This is a genomic window from Chryseobacterium sp. GQ58, from assembly GCF_059758895.1.
In genome coordinates this window covers 605,381-623,897 of sequence record NZ_JCAXEH010000002.1, presented here as the reverse complement: position 1 = coordinate 623,897, position 18,517 = coordinate 605,381, and the positions used below count along the sequence as shown (strand labels likewise).

The window sequence follows — 18,517 nt, the reverse complement described above, 5'->3', positions numbered from 1 at the left end:
ATGAAAATTTACAAATATCCGGATAAAAAAAACTGGAAAGAACTTACTAAACGTCCATCTTTAAAAAGAGACGAAATCTCAAAAATAATTACAGAAATTTTCTCTGAAGTTGAAAAAAAAGGAGATGAAGCATTATTAAATTTTAATAAAAAGTTTGATTTAGCTGAAATTAAGAATATTCAGGTTTCTAAAACAGAAATTGAAAAATCAAAAAATTTGATTAGTGAAGAATTGAAAACAGCCATTCAACAGGCAAAAGAGAATATTACAAAATTTCATGCTTCACAACAACCTGGAATCCAGAAAATTGAAACAACAAAAGGAGTTGTTTGCTGGAGAGAAAACAGGGCAATTGAAAAAGTCGGAATCTACATTCCGGGAGGAACGGCGCCACTTTTTTCAACAGTTTTAATGTTGGCTATTCCTGCGCAATTAGCTGGTTGTGAAGAGATTATTTTATGCACACCGCCAGATAAAAATGGAAATATCAATCCTGCGATTCTTTATACGGCACAACTTTGTGGTGTAACAAAAATCTTTAAAGTTGGTGGAGCTCAAGCGGTTGCAGCCATGACTTTGGGAACAGAAAGTGTTCCGAATGTTTATAAAATTTTCGGTCCTGGAAATCAGTTTGTTGTTGCAGCGAAAGAATTTTCTCAAAAATATGGTATTTCTATCGACATGCCGGCCGGACCAAGCGAAGTTTTGGTAATTGCTGATGAACAGGCCATTCCAAAGTTTTGTGCGGCAGATTTACTTTCTCAGGCCGAGCATGGAAGTGACAGCCAGGTTATTTTTATTTCGACAGATTTGAAAATATTTAATGAAACAATTGAGGAAATTTCCAAACAAATTAAGGAACTTCCACGAAACGAATTTGCTCAAAAATCTTTAGATAACAGCAATTTTATTCTTTTCAAAACGGTTGAAGAATCCATTGAATTCAGCAATCTTTACGCTCCGGAACACCTTATTTTGGCTCTTAAAAATTTTGAAAAATATATTCCTGAAATCCAAAATGCAGGTTCTGTTTTTCTTGGAAATTATTCATGCGAAAGCGCCGGAGATTACGCAAGCGGAACCAATCATACGCTTCCTACCAACGGATTTGCAAAGAATTACAGCGGAGTTTCTTTAGACAGTTTTGTAAAGAAAATTACATTTCAGTATTTATCAGAAAAAGGATTACAAAATTTAGGAAAAACAATAGAATTAATGGCCGAAGCAGAAGGATTGTTTGCTCACAAAAATGTCGTTTCAATCCGATTAAATAATTTAAAATGAAACAATTAAATATAAAAAATTTCGTAAGAAAAAACGTTTTAGAATTGCAACCTTACATCAGTTTTAGGGATCATAATGTGTTTAAATCTCCAATTTTAATGGATGCCAACGAAAATCCGTTTGGGAAATATAACCGTTATCCCGATTCTACACAGAAAAAACTAAAAGAAAAATTAGCAAAAATTAAAAACATTTCGCCTGAACAAATTGCCGTCGGAAATGGAAGTGATGAACTTATTGATCTGATTATTAAAGTTTTTTGCGAGCCTAAAAAAGATTCGGTCTTAATGATGAATCCTTCCTTTGCGATGTATGGATTTTACGCTTCCATTAATGAAAATACGGTTGTAAAGCTTAATTTAAATAATGATTTTGAAATTGTAAAAGATGATTTTTTAAAGATTATTAAAGACGTTCAACCAAAAATTTTCTTTTTATGTTCGCCTAATAATCCGACAGGAAACAGTATTAAAGATATCGAGTTTTATCTTGAAAATTTTAACGGAATTGTTGTGGTTGACGAAGCATATATTGAGTTTTCGGATAAAAAATCCAGCCTTGAACTTATTGAAAAATATTCAAATCTTATTGTGCTTCATACCTTTTCAAAATCTTGGGGAATGGCCGGAGCAAGAGTTGGAATTGCCTATGCTTCAAAAGAAATCATCGGTTTTATCAATATTGTGAAAGCACCTTATAATGTCAATTCTTTAAGTCAGGAACTGATTTTAAAAAGCCTGAACGATAAAAAAGAATTTGAAGAAAATTTAAAAAATATATTGGCCGAAAAAGAGTGGCTGAAAAATGAATTTGAAAATGTCAGTTGTATCAAAAAAGTTTTCCCTTCAAATGCCAATTTCTTTCTTATTGAATTTGAAAATATTGAAGAAATATACCAAAAACTATTGGAAAAGGAAGTTTTGACGAGTAAAAGATCGCCTCAAATTCTAAATTGCATCAGAATAAATATTGGGAGCAGAGATGAAAATATTCAGCTAATTTCTATTTTAAAAAACATTAAATCATGAAAAAAGTTTTATTTATAGACCGCGACGGAACAGTGATTATCGAGCCTCCGACAGATTTTCAGGTTGATTCTTTAGAAAAACTGGAATTTTATCCCGAAGTATTTCAAAACCTTTCAAAAATTGTTAAAGAATTGGATTTTGAATTGGTCATGGTGACGAATCAGGATGGTTTGGGAACGGAAAGTTTTCCTGTTGAAGATTTTATAAAACCTCACGAAAAAATGTTGGAAGCTTTCAAAAACGAAGGAATAATCTTTAGTGAAATTCTAATTGATAAAAGTTTCGAGTATGAAAATTCACCTTCAAGAAAGCCTGGAATCGGAATGTTGGGAAAATATATTCATGGAAATTATGATCTTAAAAATTCTTATGTTATTGGTGACAGAATTACTGATATTCAATTGGCTAAAAACTTAGGTTCGAAAGCTATTTTCATTAATAAAACTCAAAATGAAAATGCAGAATTAACAACTGAAAACTGGTCAGAAATTTATAAGCATTTAAAACAAATTCTACGAAAAGCTAAAGTTTCAAGAAAAACTAATGAAACAGAAATTGATATTGAAGTCAATCTTGACGGCAACGGAAATTCTGAAATATCAACCGGCTTGCATTTTTTTGATCACATGCTCGAACAAATATCAAAACATGGAAATTTAGACTTAAAAATTAAGGTAAAAGGTGATTTGCAGGTTGATGAGCATCACACGATCGAAGACACGGGAATTGTATTTGGTGAAGCAATTTTACAGGCTTTGGGAAGGAAAAAAGGAATCGAAAGATACGGGTTTTTACTTCCGATGGACGATTGCCTGGCGCAGGTTGCATTAGATTTTGGAGGCCGTCCCTGGTTGGTTTGGGAAGCTGACTTCACGCGCGAAAAAATAGGCGATGTTCCAACCGAAATGTTTTATCATTTCTTTAAATCTTTCACAGATTCTTCTAAATCGAATTTAAATATAAAAGTGGAAGGAGAAAACGAACATCACAAGATTGAGTCCGTTTTCAAAGCATTTGCTAAAGCTATTAAAATGGCTGTAAATCAGACAGATCAGAATTTTAATTTACCATCAACAAAAGGAAGTTTATAATGATCGCAATAATAAAATACAACGGTGGAAACGTAAATTCCGTACAAAATGCTCTGAATAGGTTGAATAAAAAATCTATAATTACGGATGATTTTGAACTGATTCAAAAAGCAGATAAAGTTATTTTTCCGGGCGTCGGTGAAGCTTCTTCAACGATGAAAGTATTGAAAGAAAATGGTTTGGATATATTAATTCCAAATTTAAAACAGCCGGTTTTGGGAATCTGTTTGGGAATGCAGTTGATGTGTAAAAATAATGATGAAGGAAATACAACCGGATTGGGGATTTTTGATATTAATGTAAAGAAATTCCCACCGAAAGATATTGTTCCGCACATGGGCTGGAATACTATTTCTGATTTTAGATCTTCCATTTTTTCTGAAATTGAAGATAAAAGTGATGTATATTTTGTTCACAGCTATTATTGTGAATTGTCTGAATTTACTACTTCAGTTTGCGATTATATTTTGCCTTTTAGCGCGTCTTTGCAGAAAGATAACTTTTTTGCGACACAGTTTCATCCTGAAAAATCGGGGAAAATTGGAAGCCGGATTTTAGCTAACTTTTTAAAAATTTAATTATGAAATCGTCATTATTTGGAAAACCAAAAATTCATAAAAGACGCGATTGCATATGACCTATAAAAACAATAAATAACTGCATATGAAAATTATTCCTGCAATTGATATAATCGACGGAAAATGCGTGCGGCTGTCGAAAGGAGATTACAGCACAAAAAAGATTTACAATGAAAATCCGCTCGAAGTCGCGAAAGAGTTTGAATATTTTGGAATTAAATTCCTTCATTTAGTGGATCTTGATGGCGCAAAATCTAAACATATTGTCAACCAAAAAGTATTGGAAAATATTGCTAAAGAAACTTCATTGCAAATTGATTTCGGAGGCGGTCTGAAAACAGAAAAAGATATTGAAATTGCTTTTAATTCGGGCGCAAAACAAATTACGATCGGAAGCATTGCCGTTCAAAATCCCGAATTCTGTTTTGATTTAATTAAAAAATATGGCTCAGAAAAAATTATTTTAGGAGCCGATTGTGAAAATAAAAAAATAAAAACTTCGGGTTGGCTGGAAGAAAGTGGTAAAGATGTGATCCAATTTATTATTCAATATCAACAAAAAGGAATTGAAAATGTAATCTGTACAGATATTTCAAAAGACGGAATGCTGGAAGGTGCTTCGACAGATTTATATAAAGAGATTTTAGAAAAAACGACGATTCAGTTAATCGCGAGCGGAGGAATTTCTTGTATTGAAGATGTTTATGAAATGAAAAAAATAGGTTGTTCGGGAACGATTATCGGAAAAGCGATTTATGAAGGCAGAATTGGTTTATCTGAACTAAAGAAATTTATTGAAAATGCTTAAAAAAAGAATAATCCCTTGCTTGGATATCAAAGACGGAATGACGGTAAAAGGAATCAACTTTGAAGGTTTGAGAAGCGCCGGAATTCCTGTTGAATTAGCAAAAAAATACGAAAAAGACGGAGCTGACGAATTGGTTTTTCTAGATATTACAGCAACGATTGAAAAACGAAAAACTTTCGTTGAGCTGGTGAAAAATATTGCAAAAGAACTCAGCATTCCTTTCACGGTTGGAGGCGGAATTTCTTCGATTGATGACGTAAGAAAACTTTTGGAAGCCGGAGCTGACAAAATAAGCATCAATTCTTCTGCCGTGAAAAACCCTGAATTAATTTCAAATTTGGCCAAAGAATTTGGAAATCAGTGTATTGTTGTAGCGATCGATACAAAGTTTACCCACAATTCGGATTGGGTACATATTAAAGGTGGACGGGAAATCACCAATCTCGAAACTTTACAATGGGCAAGGCAAGCCGAAAACTTAGGAGCCGGCGAAATCCTTTTAACCTCAATGGATGGCGACGGAACGAAAAACGGTTTTGATCTGAGAATTACAAAACTAATTTCCGAAAATGTAAATATTCCCGTCATTGCGTCCGGAGGAGCCGGAAAAATTAAAGATTTTGAAGATGTTTTCACGGAAACTATAGCAACAGGAGGCTTAGCGGCAAGTATTTTTCACTTTGGAGAACTTAAAATTCAGGATTTAAAAAAAGAATTAACATTAAAAAAAATTGTAATACGATGAAAATAGATTTTAATAAAACCGGTGGGCTTATTCCCGTTATTATTCAGGATGACAGGACATTACAAATTCTTATGCTTGGTTATATGAACGAAGAAGTCTTTGAAAAAACAGAAAATGAAAGAATCGTAACTTTTTTCAGCCGATCAAAAAACAGACTTTGGACAAAAGGCGAGGAGTCTGGTAACTTTTTAACGGTAAAAGATATTCAGGTTGATTGTGATAATGATACTGTTTTAATGAAGGTAATTCCAAAAAATATAGTCTGTCATACAGGAAGCTTCAGTTGTTTTGGTGAAAAAGACCCGAAAGGTTTTTTATATGAACTGGAAGATAAAATTTCTCAGAGAATTGATAATAAAACAGAGGATTCTTACACTTATTCGCTTTTCCGGAAAGGCATCAATAAAATAGCACAAAAAGTAGGAGAGGAAGCTGTAGAATTGGTCATCGAGGCCAAAGATAACAATGATGAATTATTTAAAAATGAAGCTGCAGATCTTCTTTATCATTTTTTAATTTTGTTAAAAACTAAAAATTTTACATTAAGTGAAATTGAAGAAGTCCTTCTAAACCGCAATAAATAAAAACCTGCGATTGCAGGTTTCGACTTATTTTTCTATAATTATTTTTCTGGTAATATTTTCATTATCTGTTTTTAATGAACATAAATATGTTCCGGATTGTAACAGAGAAACGTTGATTTCTGTTTCGTTTGCAGATTTTAAAATCAATTTTCCGGACATATCTGTAATTTCAACTGTGAAACTTTTAATTTTATCGGGTAAATCAATATGCAATGTATTTTTGGTAGGATTAGGATACATTTTTACAGATTCTAATTGATTTGCGGAAGATTCGTTCACTCCTAAAGTCGCCGTTGCAACAGCAAAATGTTGAAGAGCGCCGATAGCTGCTTTTCCGACATTGAAAACATAGACTGGATCTAGGTTTGCAAAAGTATCATTTATTGTATGCTCGTTATTACTCTCTATTGTTTCATAAAAACCTGTAATAATATCGCCTTTATTTTCGAAAGGAATATAATCTGATGCGTAGGCATTTGACATAGTTGTCTGCAATGGCGAATACAGCGAAGTGCACGTTGCCAGCTGCTGAGTAAATGCCAAAGAAGCAGCGTTGTTGGATGCTTGCCCGCTTTGGTCACTTTCACAGGTGATTGTATTATTGATATTTCCCAGCTGCCCGCCAACCTGATCGATATTGAAAACAACTCTGAGATTCAGCTGGCGTACATTATTCTGAAAAACAACATTGTTTACATAATGATTGCTCCCTAAAAGACCTTGTTCCTCACCTGAAAAATGAATAAACTTGATAGAATATTCTGTCGGAATATCTTTTAAAATTCTTGCAACTTCAAGAAGAATAGCGGTTCCGCTTCCGTTGTCGCTTGCTCCTACACCTGCAACTGTATCATAATGCCCACAAATAATAACGTAGGTATTGGGATAAACCGTACCTGTTTTGGTAATTATTAAATTTTTTGAAGTTGTATTTCCAAAAGAGAAAGTATTTTCTGTAACCTGACTTGCAGCGTAACCATAAGACTGGTATTTTGCCTTAAGCCAGTTTAACGTATTATTATTGGCATCAGTGCCTGTGGTTTTCACGCCCAATCCTGCAAACTCCTGAAGAAGTGAAGTAATATTTGCCTGTGTTACCTGATTGGCTCTTGACTGATAAGCCTGTATAAAAGTCTGAGCCTGTATATTGCAAACAGCTAATGAAAGAAGCAGAAATGTAGATATTTTTTTCACTTTGAATGTCAATGTTATGTGGGGTAATTTTTTAGGCAAATGTAAATAATAAAAAAATCCCGAGCAAAAAACCCAGGATTTATTATATTGATAACAAAAAATTTTACATTATTTTACTTGATCTACAACTGCTTTGAATGCTTCAGGATAGTTCATAGCCAAATCAGCTAAAACTTTTCTGTTCAATTCAATGTTGTTCTTTTTAAGAGCTCCCATAAATTGAGAGTAAGACATTCCGTGCTCTCTTGCACCAGCGTTGATACGCATGATCCAAAGTGATCTGAAGTTTCTCTTTTTCTCTTTTCTTCCACGGTAAGCATATTGCATTGCTTTTTGTACCGCGTTTTTAGCAACAGTCCAAACGTTCTTTCTTCTACCGAAAAAACCTTTAGCTTGTTTCATTAATTTTTTTCTGCGAGCTCTAGAAGCTACGGCATTTACTGATCTTGGCATAATTTAATTGTTTTTTTGAAAAGGGCGACAAACTTTTTCATTGCACTTAGCTGCACCATTTCAGGGTTAAAATTTTGAATTGTTATTCTTATAAACCGAATATTGGATTATAAAAACTACTTAATTGCTAATTGACGTTTAACGCTTTTTTCGTCCACTTTAGCAACATAAGAAGTAGTAGTAAGATTTCTCTTCTGCTTAGTTTCTTTTTTTGTTAAGATGTGGCTTTTATAAGCATTTTTTCTTTTGATCTTACCAGAACCGGTAAGAGCAAAACGCTTTTTAGCACCTGATTTCGTTTTTAATTTTGGCATTGTTTTGCTTTTTTATGTTTTTGTTATCAATATCTGTTTGAGATTACTCTTAAATATGAGAATAATGGTTTGCAAAAATACGAAAAAAATCTGAATGTAGAATATAAAAAGCAGCGAACATATATTGCTTACTGCTTTATTTTAAATTTAAGCCAAATTATGATTTAAAGAATTCCAATAAATCTTTGTTGATTGTTTCAGCTTCCGTAGTTGGCATTCCGTGTGGAAAACCCGGATAAGAAATTAATTTACCATTTTTAAGTAGAGTAGCAGCAATTTTGCCTGTAGTTTCAAAAGGAACCATTTGGTCATCTTCACCGTGCATTACCAAAACCGGAACTTCTACACTTTTCAGGTCTTCCGTAAAATCTGTTTCAGAAAAAGCTTTGATACAATCGTAATGAGCTTTGATAGAACCATTCATACCTTGTCTCCACCAATTTCTCTGAATGCCTTCGGAAACCTTTGCGCCTTCTCTGTTGTAGCCATAAAAAGGGAAAGTAAGATCTATGTAAAATTGCTGTCTGTGCTTTGAAGTATTGTTACGAATATCATCCAATGCAGACATCGGAACACCATTCGGGTTGTTATCATTCTGAACCATAATCGGCGTTACTGCGCTTACCAAAACTGCTTTTGCAACTCTTCCGTTTCCGTGTTTTGCAACATATCTTATCACTTCGCCGCCGCCGGTAGAATGGCCAACGTGAATTACATCTTTTAAATCTAATGCTGCAACAATTTCTGAAACATCCGAAGCATAAGTATCCATGTCGTGACCTGTAGGAGTCTGTTCCGATCTTCCGTGTCCTCTTCTGTCGTGAGCAATCACTCGATAGCCTTGTTCCAGAAAGAAAAACATCTGCGCATCCCAGTCATCGCTGGATAATGGCCATCCGTGGTGAAAGAAAACCGGTTGTCCTTTTCCCCAATCTTTGTAATAAATCTCTGTTCCGTCTTTTAATTTAAGTGTGCTCATTGCTTGTTTATTTATTTTTATTAATAATTTAGAAATAATATTTTTTACGTCATTTCCAAAACAAATGTAGAGCAAAACTTTTCATTAAAAATTAACATAAATCAATTTTAAAGAATATTTAATAATGATTAAAGAACAAAAAACCTCAAAGTAATTTGAGGTTTTATATTGCATTATAGATTTAGAATCTATTAAAATTATTTAGCTGGTTTTTTAGGACTCATCATCATAATCATTCTTTTGCCTTCCAGTTTAGGAAGCTGGTCAACTTTTCCAACATGCTCCAATTCCTGAGCGAGTTTTAGAAGTAAAATCTCACCCTGATCTTTGAAGATAATTGAACGTCCTTTGAAAAATACGTAGGTTTTTAACTTTGAACCTTCCTCCAAGAACTTTTCAGCATGCTTCTTTTTGAAGTCATAATCGTGCTCATCTGTCTGAGGTCCGAAACGAATCTCTTTGACAACCACTTTTATTTGTTTTGCTTTAAGTTCTTTTTGCTTTTTCTTTTGCTCGTATAAAAACTTTTTATAGTCTAATATTCTCGCAATAAAGGGTTCAGCTTTGTCTGAAATCACGACCAAATCTAATTCCTGTTCTTTGGCAATTTGTCTCGCTTTGTCAATCGGGAAAATTCCCGGTTCTACGTTGTCGCCCACCAAACGAAGTTCCCGTACACGGATCTTATCGTTTATCATATGTAAGTCCTCCTGAGGTGGACGTCTTTGTGGGCCTCTGTTGTTAAATCTTTGTGCTATTGCTTTATATTTTATTGGTTAATAACTAATTTTTAATTAAAAGATCAAAATTACCTTTTATTCTTACTATTTAAATCTTTTAATACTTATATTTTTGCTGCATTCTTGAAATACGCTACAAACTCATCCATATTCATTACTCCAAGATCTCCTTCTCCACGTCTGCGTACAGAAATTGTGCCATCTCTTTCTTCATTTTCGCCTACAACAAGCATGAAAGGAATTTTTTTCAATTCCGCATCACGGATCTTTTTACCCGTCTTTTCATTTCTGTCGTCAATTAATCCGCTAATATCGTTATTTTCTAAAAATTGTGAAACTTTTTTAGAATAATCTACATATTTTTCGCTGATTGGTAATATTGTAAACTGATCGGGACTCAACCATAAAGGGAAATCACCTGCAGTATTTTCCAGTAATATTGCGATAAAACGCTCCATAGAGCCAAATGGCGCTCTGTGAATCATTACCGGTCTGTGCTTTTCATTATCGTTTCCAATGTAGGTAAGATCAAATCTTTCCGGTAAATTGTAATCAACCTGGATCGTTCCCAGCTGCCATTTTCTTCCTAAAGCATCTTTTACCATAAAATCCAGCTTTGGGCCGTAGAATGCAGCTTCGCCATATTCTGTAATGGTATTCAATCCTTTTTCTTTTGCTGCGGTAACGATGGCTGTTTCTGCTTTTTCCCAGTTCTCGTCTGAACCTATATACTTTTCTTTATTTTCAGGATCTCTTAATGAAATTTGAGCTGTAAAATCTGCAAATCCAAGTGAACCGAAAACATAAAGAACCAAATCAATCGTTTTCTTAAATTCGTCCATCAACTGATCCGGAGTACAGAAAAGGTGGGCATCATCCTGGGTAAATCCACGAACTCTTGTCAAACCGTGAAGCTCGCCACTTTGTTCATATCTGTAAACTGTTCCGAATTCTGCATATCTTTTTGGCAAATCTCTGTAGCTCCATTGCGACGTTTTATAAATTTCGCAGTGATGCGGGCAGTTCATTGGCTTTAGCATAAACTCTTCACCTTCATTTGGCGTTTTGATCGGCTGAAAACTGTCTGCGCCATATTTATCCCAATGTCCTGAAGTTACATATAATTCTTTAGCTCCGATATGTGGCGTCATTACAAATTCGTAACCTCCCTTTTTCTGAGCATCAGAAAGGAAATTTTCTAATTTTCTTCTTAAAGCTGTACCTTTTGGCAACCAAAGTGGTAAACCTGAACCTACTTTTTCTGAGAAAGCAAAAATCCCTAATTCTTTGCCTAATTTTCTGTGATCTCTTCTTTTTGCCTCTTCTAATCTTTCAAGATATTCGGTTAATTCTTTTTGTTTTGGAAAAGAAATACCATAAACTCTTGTCAGCTGAGGATTTTTTTCATTTCCTCTCCAGTAAGCTCCGGCCGCATTCAAAATTTTTACAGCTTTCACAATTCCGGTATTCGGAATGTGACCGCCACGACAAAGGTCTGTAAAATTGTCATGCGTTACAAAAGTGATCTCTCCGTCATTCAGATTAGAAATCAATTCAACTTTATAAGGGTTATCTGCATAAGTTTTTAAAGCTTCTTCTTTAGAAACAGGGTATAAAGAGAAAGTTGAACCTTTTTTAGCATTTTCCAACAACTTCTTTTCGATCTTCTCAAAATCTTTTTCAGATAAGCTTTCGTCACCAAAATCTACATCATAATAAAACCCGTTTTCAATTGCAGGACCGATTGTCAACTTAGCATTCGGATAAAATTCAAGGATCGCCTGCGCCAAAAGGTGAGCAGAAGAATGCCAGAAAGCTTTCTTTCCAAGATCATCATTCCATGTCAAAAGCTGTACCGTAGAATCTGTGGTGATAGGCGTGGTGGTCTCGACTTGTGTGCCGTTTACAACTGCGGAAATGGTATTTCTAGCCAATCCCTCGCTTATAGATTTTGCCACATCCAAAGGAGTAACTTCTCCTTCAAATTCTTTGACGCTATTGTCTGGAAGTGTAATTTTTATCATTGTTTACTAAGAAATTTTAAGCTGCAAAAATACGCATTTTTTATCTCTTTGAGAAATTGTAACATGATAATTCACAAAAAATACAATTTATTTTAAATTTTGACGTTGATTAGTTTTTTATTTTCAAAAAAGAATTTTCTTTAAATAAAAAAATACTAAGCTTTCACTTAGTATTATCTGTTTTTCCTGATTTGTTTTTGGAAGATTCCTGAACGTCTTCTTTATCAACATCTGGTGGATTTTGTTTCTGTGAAGAAGAAGGAATATTTCGAAAATCTTCATTTTGTTTTCTTGTTTCTGCAGAGTTTGCAGGTTCTTTCTTTTTTTTATCGTCTTTTGAGTCCATAGCTTTTGATTTAAAGTGCTGAAAAACCGAGTTGCCCGGTTTTATCTTCTATGGTGTAATTCAAAGCCTTTGCCAAAACGAAAATATTATTAAGATTTTTCATTAATTGTTGTCGGCCTTCATTTCTCAGTCTATTTTGGTCAACAGATTTTATTGCTGTTTGTTTTGCTTTTTGCTGTACATTTTTGATATCTTTTTCAGAAATCCTGTTTAAAAAAGAATCGTCAAGCGACTGAATTTCTACGCTTGGTGTGATTCTGATATCTGCGTCAGGCAATTCTGTAATCGTAAGTTTTTTGTTGACAGAATCAACTTCTATTTTCATCTTATTCAAATCGTAAGAAACCTGCGCATTTGTTTTCGTGTAGGTAATAATGCTGTTGCTGGTCATTTCTCTTCCGAAAAATTCGTAGCCCATTTTGGTTTTCTGCATTGAAGAAATATCCTGCTCCAAAACCACCATTTTATTCATCTTGGCGATTTGATTGGTCAGAATATAATAATCAGATTTTTCGGTTTTATTACTAATATTAAGACAAGACCTGAAACTGAAAAACAGAATTAGCATCAGGAGAATTCCTGCAACAAATGATATTATTACTTTTATATTTTTCAAACCTATTTATTAAAAAATTTCTTTGATTACGGATTGGTCGTCTTTTTTCAAAATTTCAACCAAATCTCTTTCAATATAGCCTGTTGTAGGCATTTCTATTATTCTTCCAACTTCTTTGCCATATTTTTCAACAATAATTGTAGGAACTTTATGAATATTGTATTTTACTTCATCACCCGTCGGAGATTCCTTTTTGCGGTTTACTGCAATAATGGTCAATTTGCTTTCTGGATAATTTACTTCTTCCAGAATTTTCACGAGTCTAGGAAAATCCCGATGACTGTCTTCGCACCATGTTCCCAGAAAAACAATAAGACTGTAAGAATTTATTTTTTCTTTTTTTAATTCTCCGACTGCTTTTTGGTCGAGTGCGTATTCATCATGCTCTTTTACATACCAGCTGGCGTAAGGCTCTTTCACGAACTGATCTTTCAGCTGATGCCCCAAAAGCATTTTGCCGTCATTTTGGGTTTCAACTTCACGGTTTACAACAACTTTCTGGGCATTTACCTGATGAGTTGCCAGTGCTAATGTTGAAACAAGAAGTAGTTTGGTAATGTTTTTTTTCATCTATTTTTCAATAATTGTTTTTAAATCGGCAGGAGAGTAGTATTTGTTTTTTAAAACCTTGTGATCGGCTTTTCTATAAACATTAAACTTTTCACCTGACTTTTCGTAGAAAGATTCAACATCTTTTTCTTTGTAAAATTCAACTGTTTCCTGTGCCTGTTCTTCATTATCGCAAGCTTTAGACATATTAGACCGCTGAACTTCATTGAATAGTTCTACAAATTTGCTGCCAAGACCAAATTCCAGAACAGCGCCGCTCAATACATATTGCAAATCGCAAAGCGCATCAGCAATTTCTACGATATTATTGTCTGCAATTGCCTGCTTCAATTCGTTTAATTCTTCCTGTAAAAGCTCAACACGAAGATTGCATCTTTCGGGAGAAGGAATTTGTGGTGTATCTAAAATAGGGGCTTTGAAAGTAGTATGGAATTCTGCTACTTGGTTCAGGCTATCAATTTTATCCATGAATTTTTTTAAATTTTATGACAAATATAAAATTTTTAGAAGTTAGAAGCTAGAAATTAGAGTTTAGTTTTTACGGTTTGTCATTCTAAACGACGCAAGAATTTATTTTTTAATTAAAATTGAGATGCTTCGACTATAAAAAAGACTGCCCGTTTCCGGACAGTCTCTTCAAAATTATATTAAAAATGATTATTTTTTGATAAATTTTTTTGAGATTTCTCCAATCTGAATAAGATATGCTCCTGTAACGAGGTTGTTTACATTTGCAGAACCACGCTCAAACTTTCCTGATTGAATCATTTTTCCGGCCAAATCAAAGATTTTATATTCCTCTGAAGTTGTATTTGAAACATTCAGGATATCTTTTACCGGATTTGGATAAAGCTTGATATCTGTGAATAAATCTTTTGTATCTATTTCTCCTTTTGCGGTAGAACCTCCTATATTCAGGGTGTAATCTTCAACCTGCCCGTAAGTATAACTTCCACAAGAAGATGATGGAATAGCATTATACTGCATCATTACTCTCATTCTTGTAGTTCCGAGAGTTGCTGATGCCGGAATTGTGATACTTCCGGTAACAGGCGATGTTGTAGAACCTGATTTCGTCCAAACCTTTTCGCCGCTGTCTGTGAAATCTCCGTCTTTATTATAATCGATGTATATTGCATATGCTTCATTATATTTAGTAGAAGTCCAAACAGGCGTTACAGAAATCGTGTAAGCGCTGCCTCTTGTCACATTCGTAGAAACTGAAGTGAAGTTTTCGTAGCCTGCCGTACCTGTAGACGTATTATTTATGGTTCCGAATTTTACATTTCCAATTCTTTCGTCAGATGTATTTGTAGCTGAAGCAGAACAATAAGTAACTGTGGTTCCTGCAAGAGTTGTAACACTTACAGAATTACTGGAAGCAGAAATATTTCCTGCAGCATCTTTGGCTTTTACCGTGAAGCTGTAGGTTGTTGAAGGCGTAAGACTTGTTACCATATAAGTGGTTGATGCGGTAGAACCTATCAATGAACTTCCCTGATAAACATCATAACCCGTAACACCTACCGCATCCGTAGCGCCGCTCCAAGAAAGATTGGTACTTGTAGAAGTCGTTCCTGAAGCTGCAAGAACAGGAGCTGTTGGGGCAACCGTATCTGTACCTCCCGAAGAAGCATTTACGGATATATTGGCATTATTTACATCAAAGAAAATATGATTCGTGCCTTTTACCATAATTCTTCCGCTTGTAGTAGAAGCATTTGGAATTGTTACCGCCTGAGATCCGTCATTGGGTGTTGCTGCCAATAAAGTCGTCCATGTGTTTCCATTGTCTGTTGACCAAAGAATATCAACATTCGCAGTATTAACACCGTTTGCTGTAGTTCCTGCTACATTCCACGTTATCGTTTGAGAACTTCCGCCCGTGTAACTTGTGGCAGAATTTTGTGAAGTAATATTAAATGGTCCTGCCGTTGAATTAACCGTAATTCTTGCATCATCAGAATTATTTCCTGAACCTCCTGCTCTGTTATCACGAACTGTAAATCTGAAATTTAATGTTCTGGCTACTGAAGAAAGAGCTTCAACAGTAATTTCAGAACCTGAAGTTGTGGTAGCTCCAGTTAAAACTGAAGACATTTTCGGAAAATATCTTACAGGTGAAGCTGTTGGCGTCCAAGATCTGAAATTGGGTCCGATGGTTTTTGTGGCGCTTGCTGCTGAGCTTGATCCTGTCTGAGAAGTAGAGGTAACGCTGTCCATTTGTTCCCAAATATAAGTCAAAGGATCATTATTGGTATCGGATCCGGTTCCTGTAAGCATAAATGGAGTACTTTTAGGAATCGTATAATCTAAACCTGCATTTGCTGTTGGTATTGAATTTCCTGTTGCAGTATCAGCTGAACATGTTTTTGTTTTTATATTATCCGTAATTTGCTGAACGCTTATTGCATGAAAAAAAGAATCTGAATGTGGCTGAACATCCTGTGCTGTAATTCCTGCATATCCCATGATTGTTGATCCGGAACCCGGCTCCATATTGTTCCCTGTTATTTCGTCACTAGAATGTGAGAAAGTATGATTTCCACCATATTGGTGTCCCAATTCATGAGCAACATAATCAATATCAAAATTGTCTCCAGAAGGTATACCATCAGCAGGTGAAGTATATCCGCTTCCTTTATAATTGTTTGGATATAACGTTCCCTGATATGTAGAAGTTGACATATCATTACTACATATACAACCAATGCATCCCGCATTTCCGCCTCCGCCAGATGCTCCAAACAAATGACCAATGTCGAAATTATTGTTTCCAATAGTACTGCTTAAAGCCTGCATAAGCTCATAATTCCATTTATTTAGAGAAGAAGCAGATGAGTATGGATCTGTCGAAGCACTTGTATAAATCACAGCATCATTATTGGCAATAAGCACCATTCTCGAAGCAAAATCTTTTTCAAAAACTCCATTTACACGGGTCATTGTGTTGTTCATTGCCGCCAAAGCATTTGCTTTTGTTCCTCCAAAATAAGCCGTATATTCTCCTGTACACGAAAGTGCTAATCTGAATGTTCTTAATTTTGCATCATCGGCATTTGGTCTTGCTGCCGTATTGGCAATGCCTTTTTGCGCAACATCAATTACCGTACATTCAAACTTATTAAGGCTTTCTTTTTTGTCTGTTTTTTTATAAACTACATAAGTCGATAAATCTTTGGTGTAAGGCTCAATAAAAACAGCAGATTTATCACCATATATTTCCATTGAAGACAATCCGAGCGGAGAAATACTGAAATAAACAGTAGAGTTGGGATCATCGAGACCTTCACCGACATAAGATTTAATGTCTGGATATTTGGCAGCCAGTTGCGGATCAAAATTAGAGTTTTCTTTAACTTTAAAGTTTTCCATCCTGCCTTCCGAATTTGGAAAGGAGACAATGACCTCCGATTTTTCTCGTGCAGCTAATCTTTTAGGAGCTTTGGCAAGTACATTTTTCAAACCATTAATATCCAAACTGTAAACTTTTGGATTGTTAACGAATTTTTTGTTTTCGAAAGTCTCTGAAGTTGATTTTCCGGAATTTTCAGACCATAGACGATCGGTCTGAGCGAAAGAAACGCCTGTAATAAAAAGCATTCCAATCATCAATAATTGTTTTCTCATATAAATAGTAATTTGATTGTGGAATATCAAAGCTATAAAAAATATTATAATGAGAAGCGAAAAATATTAATACATTTTTGATAATTTAACATATTAACTATGCAATGCATTGCACATAAATTAAAATTATTCAAAAAAAATAGCACACAATAATTGTGTGCTATTTAAATATCTTTTATTAGAAATTATTGAGTGATATCTCTTCCTATAACCAGTCTTTGGATTTCTGAAGTTCCTTCTCCAATAGTACAAAGTTTTGAATCTCTGTAATATTTCTCGGCAGGGAAGTCTTTTGTATATCCGTAACCCCCAAAAATCTGCACTGCATTGTTTGAAATTCTTACACACGCTTCTGAAGCATATAATTTTGCCATTGCGCCTTCTCTTGTCATTTTTTGTTTGGCGTTTTTCAAAGTGGAAGCTCTCTGTATCAAAAGTTCGGCAGCATCAATTTCTGTTGCCATATCTGCAAGCATAAAATTAATTGCCTGAAAGCTTGCAATAGATTTTCCGAACTGATGCCTTTCTTTTGCATATTTTAAAGCTGCTTTATAAGCTCCTTTTGCTGTTCCTAAACTTAAAGCTGCAATAGAAATCCTTCCGCCATCCAGAATTTTCATAGCCTGTTTGAAACCTTCACCAACTTCTCCCAAACGGTGAGAATCCGGCACACGAACGTTGTCAAAAATCAATTCTGCCGTTTCGGAAGCACGCATCCCAAGCTTGTTTTCTTTTTTACCGGAACTAAAGCCTGCCATTCCCTTTTCTAAAACAAAAGCAGTAGAATTATTTTTTGCTCCTTTTTCACCGGTTCTTGTCATTACGACAGCGATGTCTCCCGAGATAGCGTGTGTGATAAAGTTTTTAGCACCGTTGATGATCCAGTCGTCACCATCTTTTATCGCCGTTGTAGACATACCGCCAGAATCCGAACCTGTATTATGTTCCGTCAATCCCCAAGCTCCGATTACTTTTCCGGTTGCCAATTGAGGAAGCCATTTGTTTCTTTGCTCTTCGTTTCCGAATTCGTAAATATGGTTGGTACACAACGAGTTGTGCGCTGCTACAGAAAGCCCAATCGAAGGATCTACCTGAGAAATCTCGTCCAGAATAGCAACATACTCGTGATAACCAAGACCAGAACCACCATATTGCTCAGGAATTACAATTCCCATAAAGCCCATTTCACCTAATTGATGAAACAGTTCTTTTGGAAAAGTCTGACTTTCGTCCCATTCCATAATATTGGGTCTTATATTCTTCTCAGCAAATTCTTTTGCCGTTTCGGCTATCATTTTAATGTTGTTAATAGATTCTGTATTCATATTTAATAATAAGTTAGTCTTCTTTAATAATAAGTTAGTCTTCAAAGATACTTAAATTGCTGAAATACGAAAATAAATTATCATAAACAATAGGTTTTTTGCTTAATTATTTATATTTCAGATTATTATATTTTATAATTAACAAATTTTTAATGGAACAATTTCATGTAAAGATATAAAAATTAACTAAATTAGTCATCAAATTTCA

General features: G+C 34.7%; 19 protein-coding genes. 7 read left to right on the top strand and 12 right to left on the bottom strand.

The genetic code is table 11. The features are described from left to right. From hisD to hisIE, 7 genes are all read left to right on the top strand, one after another. The gene (hisD, locus tag AC6CHK_RS07030; protein ID WP_498094873.1) at positions 1–1,284 is read left to right on the top strand and encodes a histidinol dehydrogenase; all 1,284 of its coding nucleotides are present in this window, start codon (positions 1–3) and stop codon (positions 1,282–1,284) included. Beyond that, positions 1,281–2,312, top strand: coding sequence for a histidinol-phosphate transaminase (gene hisC / locus AC6CHK_RS07025; RefSeq protein ID WP_498094871.1), 1,032 nt, complete (start codon positions 1,281–1,283; stop codon positions 2,310–2,312). Before hisD ends, hisC begins: the two co-directional genes overlap by 4 nt. Beyond that, a complete protein-coding gene (hisB, locus tag AC6CHK_RS07020) occupies positions 2,309–3,403 on the top strand; it encodes a bifunctional histidinol-phosphatase/imidazoleglycerol-phosphate dehydratase HisB (protein ID WP_498094869.1) in 1,095 nt (364 codons plus the stop codon). Before hisC ends, hisB begins: the two co-directional genes overlap by 4 nt. Then, positions 3,403–3,981 carry an imidazole glycerol phosphate synthase subunit HisH gene (gene hisH, locus AC6CHK_RS07015; protein WP_498094867.1) on the top strand — a complete coding sequence of 193 codons (579 nt, stop codon included), beginning with the start codon at positions 3,403–3,405 and terminating at the stop codon, positions 3,979–3,981. Before hisB ends, hisH begins: the two co-directional genes overlap by 1 nt. Positions 3,982–4,066: 85 nt before the next feature. Further along, positions 4,067–4,789, top strand: coding sequence for a 1-(5-phosphoribosyl)-5-[(5-phosphoribosylamino)methylideneamino]imidazole-4-carboxamide isomerase (gene hisA / locus AC6CHK_RS07010; RefSeq protein ID WP_498094865.1), 723 nt, complete (start codon positions 4,067–4,069; stop codon positions 4,787–4,789). Further along, positions 4,782–5,534 carry an imidazole glycerol phosphate synthase subunit HisF gene (gene hisF, locus AC6CHK_RS07005; RefSeq protein ID WP_498094863.1) on the top strand — a complete coding sequence of 251 codons (753 nt, stop codon included), beginning with the start codon at positions 4,782–4,784 and terminating at the stop codon, positions 5,532–5,534. The genes hisA and hisF overlap by 8 nt, the downstream gene beginning before the upstream one ends. Next, positions 5,531–6,118 (top strand): bifunctional phosphoribosyl-AMP cyclohydrolase/phosphoribosyl-ATP diphosphatase HisIE, encoded by a 588-nt coding sequence (gene hisIE, locus AC6CHK_RS07000; protein ID WP_498094861.1) that lies wholly within the window; start codon positions 5,531–5,533, stop codon positions 6,116–6,118. The genes hisF and hisIE overlap by 4 nt, the downstream gene beginning before the upstream one ends. Before the next feature lie 24 nt (positions 6,119–6,142). Here hisIE and AC6CHK_RS06995 read toward each other — a convergent pair whose 3' ends face one another. The 12 genes from AC6CHK_RS06995 to AC6CHK_RS06940 all read right to left on the bottom strand — a co-directional run bounded on the left by AC6CHK_RS06995 (position 6,143) and on the right by AC6CHK_RS06940 (position 18,309). Continuing rightward, complete coding sequence (locus AC6CHK_RS06995) at positions 6,143–7,312, bottom strand: M28 family peptidase (protein ID WP_498094859.1); 1,170 nt, start codon at positions 7,310–7,312, stop codon at positions 6,143–6,145. 108 nt (positions 7,313–7,420) lie between these two features. After that, positions 7,421–7,765 carry a 50S ribosomal protein L20 gene (gene rplT, locus AC6CHK_RS06990; RefSeq protein ID WP_047444038.1) on the bottom strand — a complete coding sequence of 115 codons (345 nt, stop codon included), beginning with the start codon at positions 7,763–7,765 and terminating at the stop codon, positions 7,421–7,423. Between the two features lie 116 nt (positions 7,766–7,881). After that, positions 7,882–8,079, bottom strand: a complete 198-nt coding sequence (rpmI, locus tag AC6CHK_RS06985; protein WP_027385360.1) for a 50S ribosomal protein L35 — start codon at positions 8,077–8,079, stop codon at positions 7,882–7,884. 157 nt (positions 8,080–8,236) lie between these two features. Continuing rightward, positions 8,237–9,058 (bottom strand): alpha/beta fold hydrolase, encoded by an 822-nt coding sequence (locus AC6CHK_RS06980; RefSeq protein ID WP_498094857.1) that lies wholly within the window; start codon positions 9,056–9,058, stop codon positions 8,237–8,239. A 197-nt stretch (positions 9,059–9,255) separates the two neighbouring features. After that, positions 9,256–9,756 carry a translation initiation factor IF-3 gene (infC, locus tag AC6CHK_RS06975; protein ID WP_034676299.1) on the bottom strand — a complete coding sequence of 167 codons (501 nt, stop codon included), beginning with the start codon at positions 9,754–9,756 and terminating at the stop codon, positions 9,256–9,258. A gap of 146 nt (positions 9,757–9,902) precedes the next feature. Beyond that, entirely contained in the window at positions 9,903–11,822 is a 1,920-nt protein-coding gene (gene thrS / locus AC6CHK_RS06970; protein ID WP_498094855.1) for a threonine--tRNA ligase, read from the bottom strand. Positions 11,823–11,985: 163 nt separating this feature from the next. Continuing rightward, a complete protein-coding gene (locus AC6CHK_RS06965) occupies positions 11,986–12,168 on the bottom strand; it encodes a hypothetical protein (protein ID WP_498094853.1) in 183 nt (60 codons plus the stop codon). A gap of 10 nt (positions 12,169–12,178) precedes the next feature. After that, the gene (locus AC6CHK_RS06960; protein ID WP_498094851.1) at positions 12,179–12,784 is read right to left on the bottom strand and encodes a DUF4230 domain-containing protein; all 606 of its coding nucleotides are present in this window, start codon (positions 12,782–12,784) and stop codon (positions 12,179–12,181) included. Positions 12,785–12,793: 9 nt separating this feature from the next. Next, positions 12,794–13,354, bottom strand: a complete 561-nt coding sequence (locus AC6CHK_RS06955) for a TlpA family protein disulfide reductase (protein ID WP_498094849.1) — start codon at positions 13,352–13,354, stop codon at positions 12,794–12,796. Then, the gene (locus AC6CHK_RS06950) at positions 13,355–13,822 is read right to left on the bottom strand and encodes a pyrophosphohydrolase domain-containing protein (RefSeq protein ID WP_498094847.1); all 468 of its coding nucleotides are present in this window, start codon (positions 13,820–13,822) and stop codon (positions 13,355–13,357) included. A gap of 189 nt (positions 13,823–14,011) precedes the next feature. Next, positions 14,012–16,984 (bottom strand): reprolysin-like metallopeptidase, encoded by a 2,973-nt coding sequence (locus AC6CHK_RS06945; protein WP_498094845.1) that lies wholly within the window; start codon positions 16,982–16,984, stop codon positions 14,012–14,014. A 185-nt stretch (positions 16,985–17,169) separates the two neighbouring features. Next, on the bottom strand, positions 17,170–18,309 hold the full coding sequence (locus AC6CHK_RS06940; protein WP_498094843.1) for an acyl-CoA dehydrogenase family protein: 1,140 nt from the start codon (positions 18,307–18,309) through the stop codon (positions 17,170–17,172). Between the last annotated feature and the right edge of the window lie 208 nt (positions 18,310–18,517).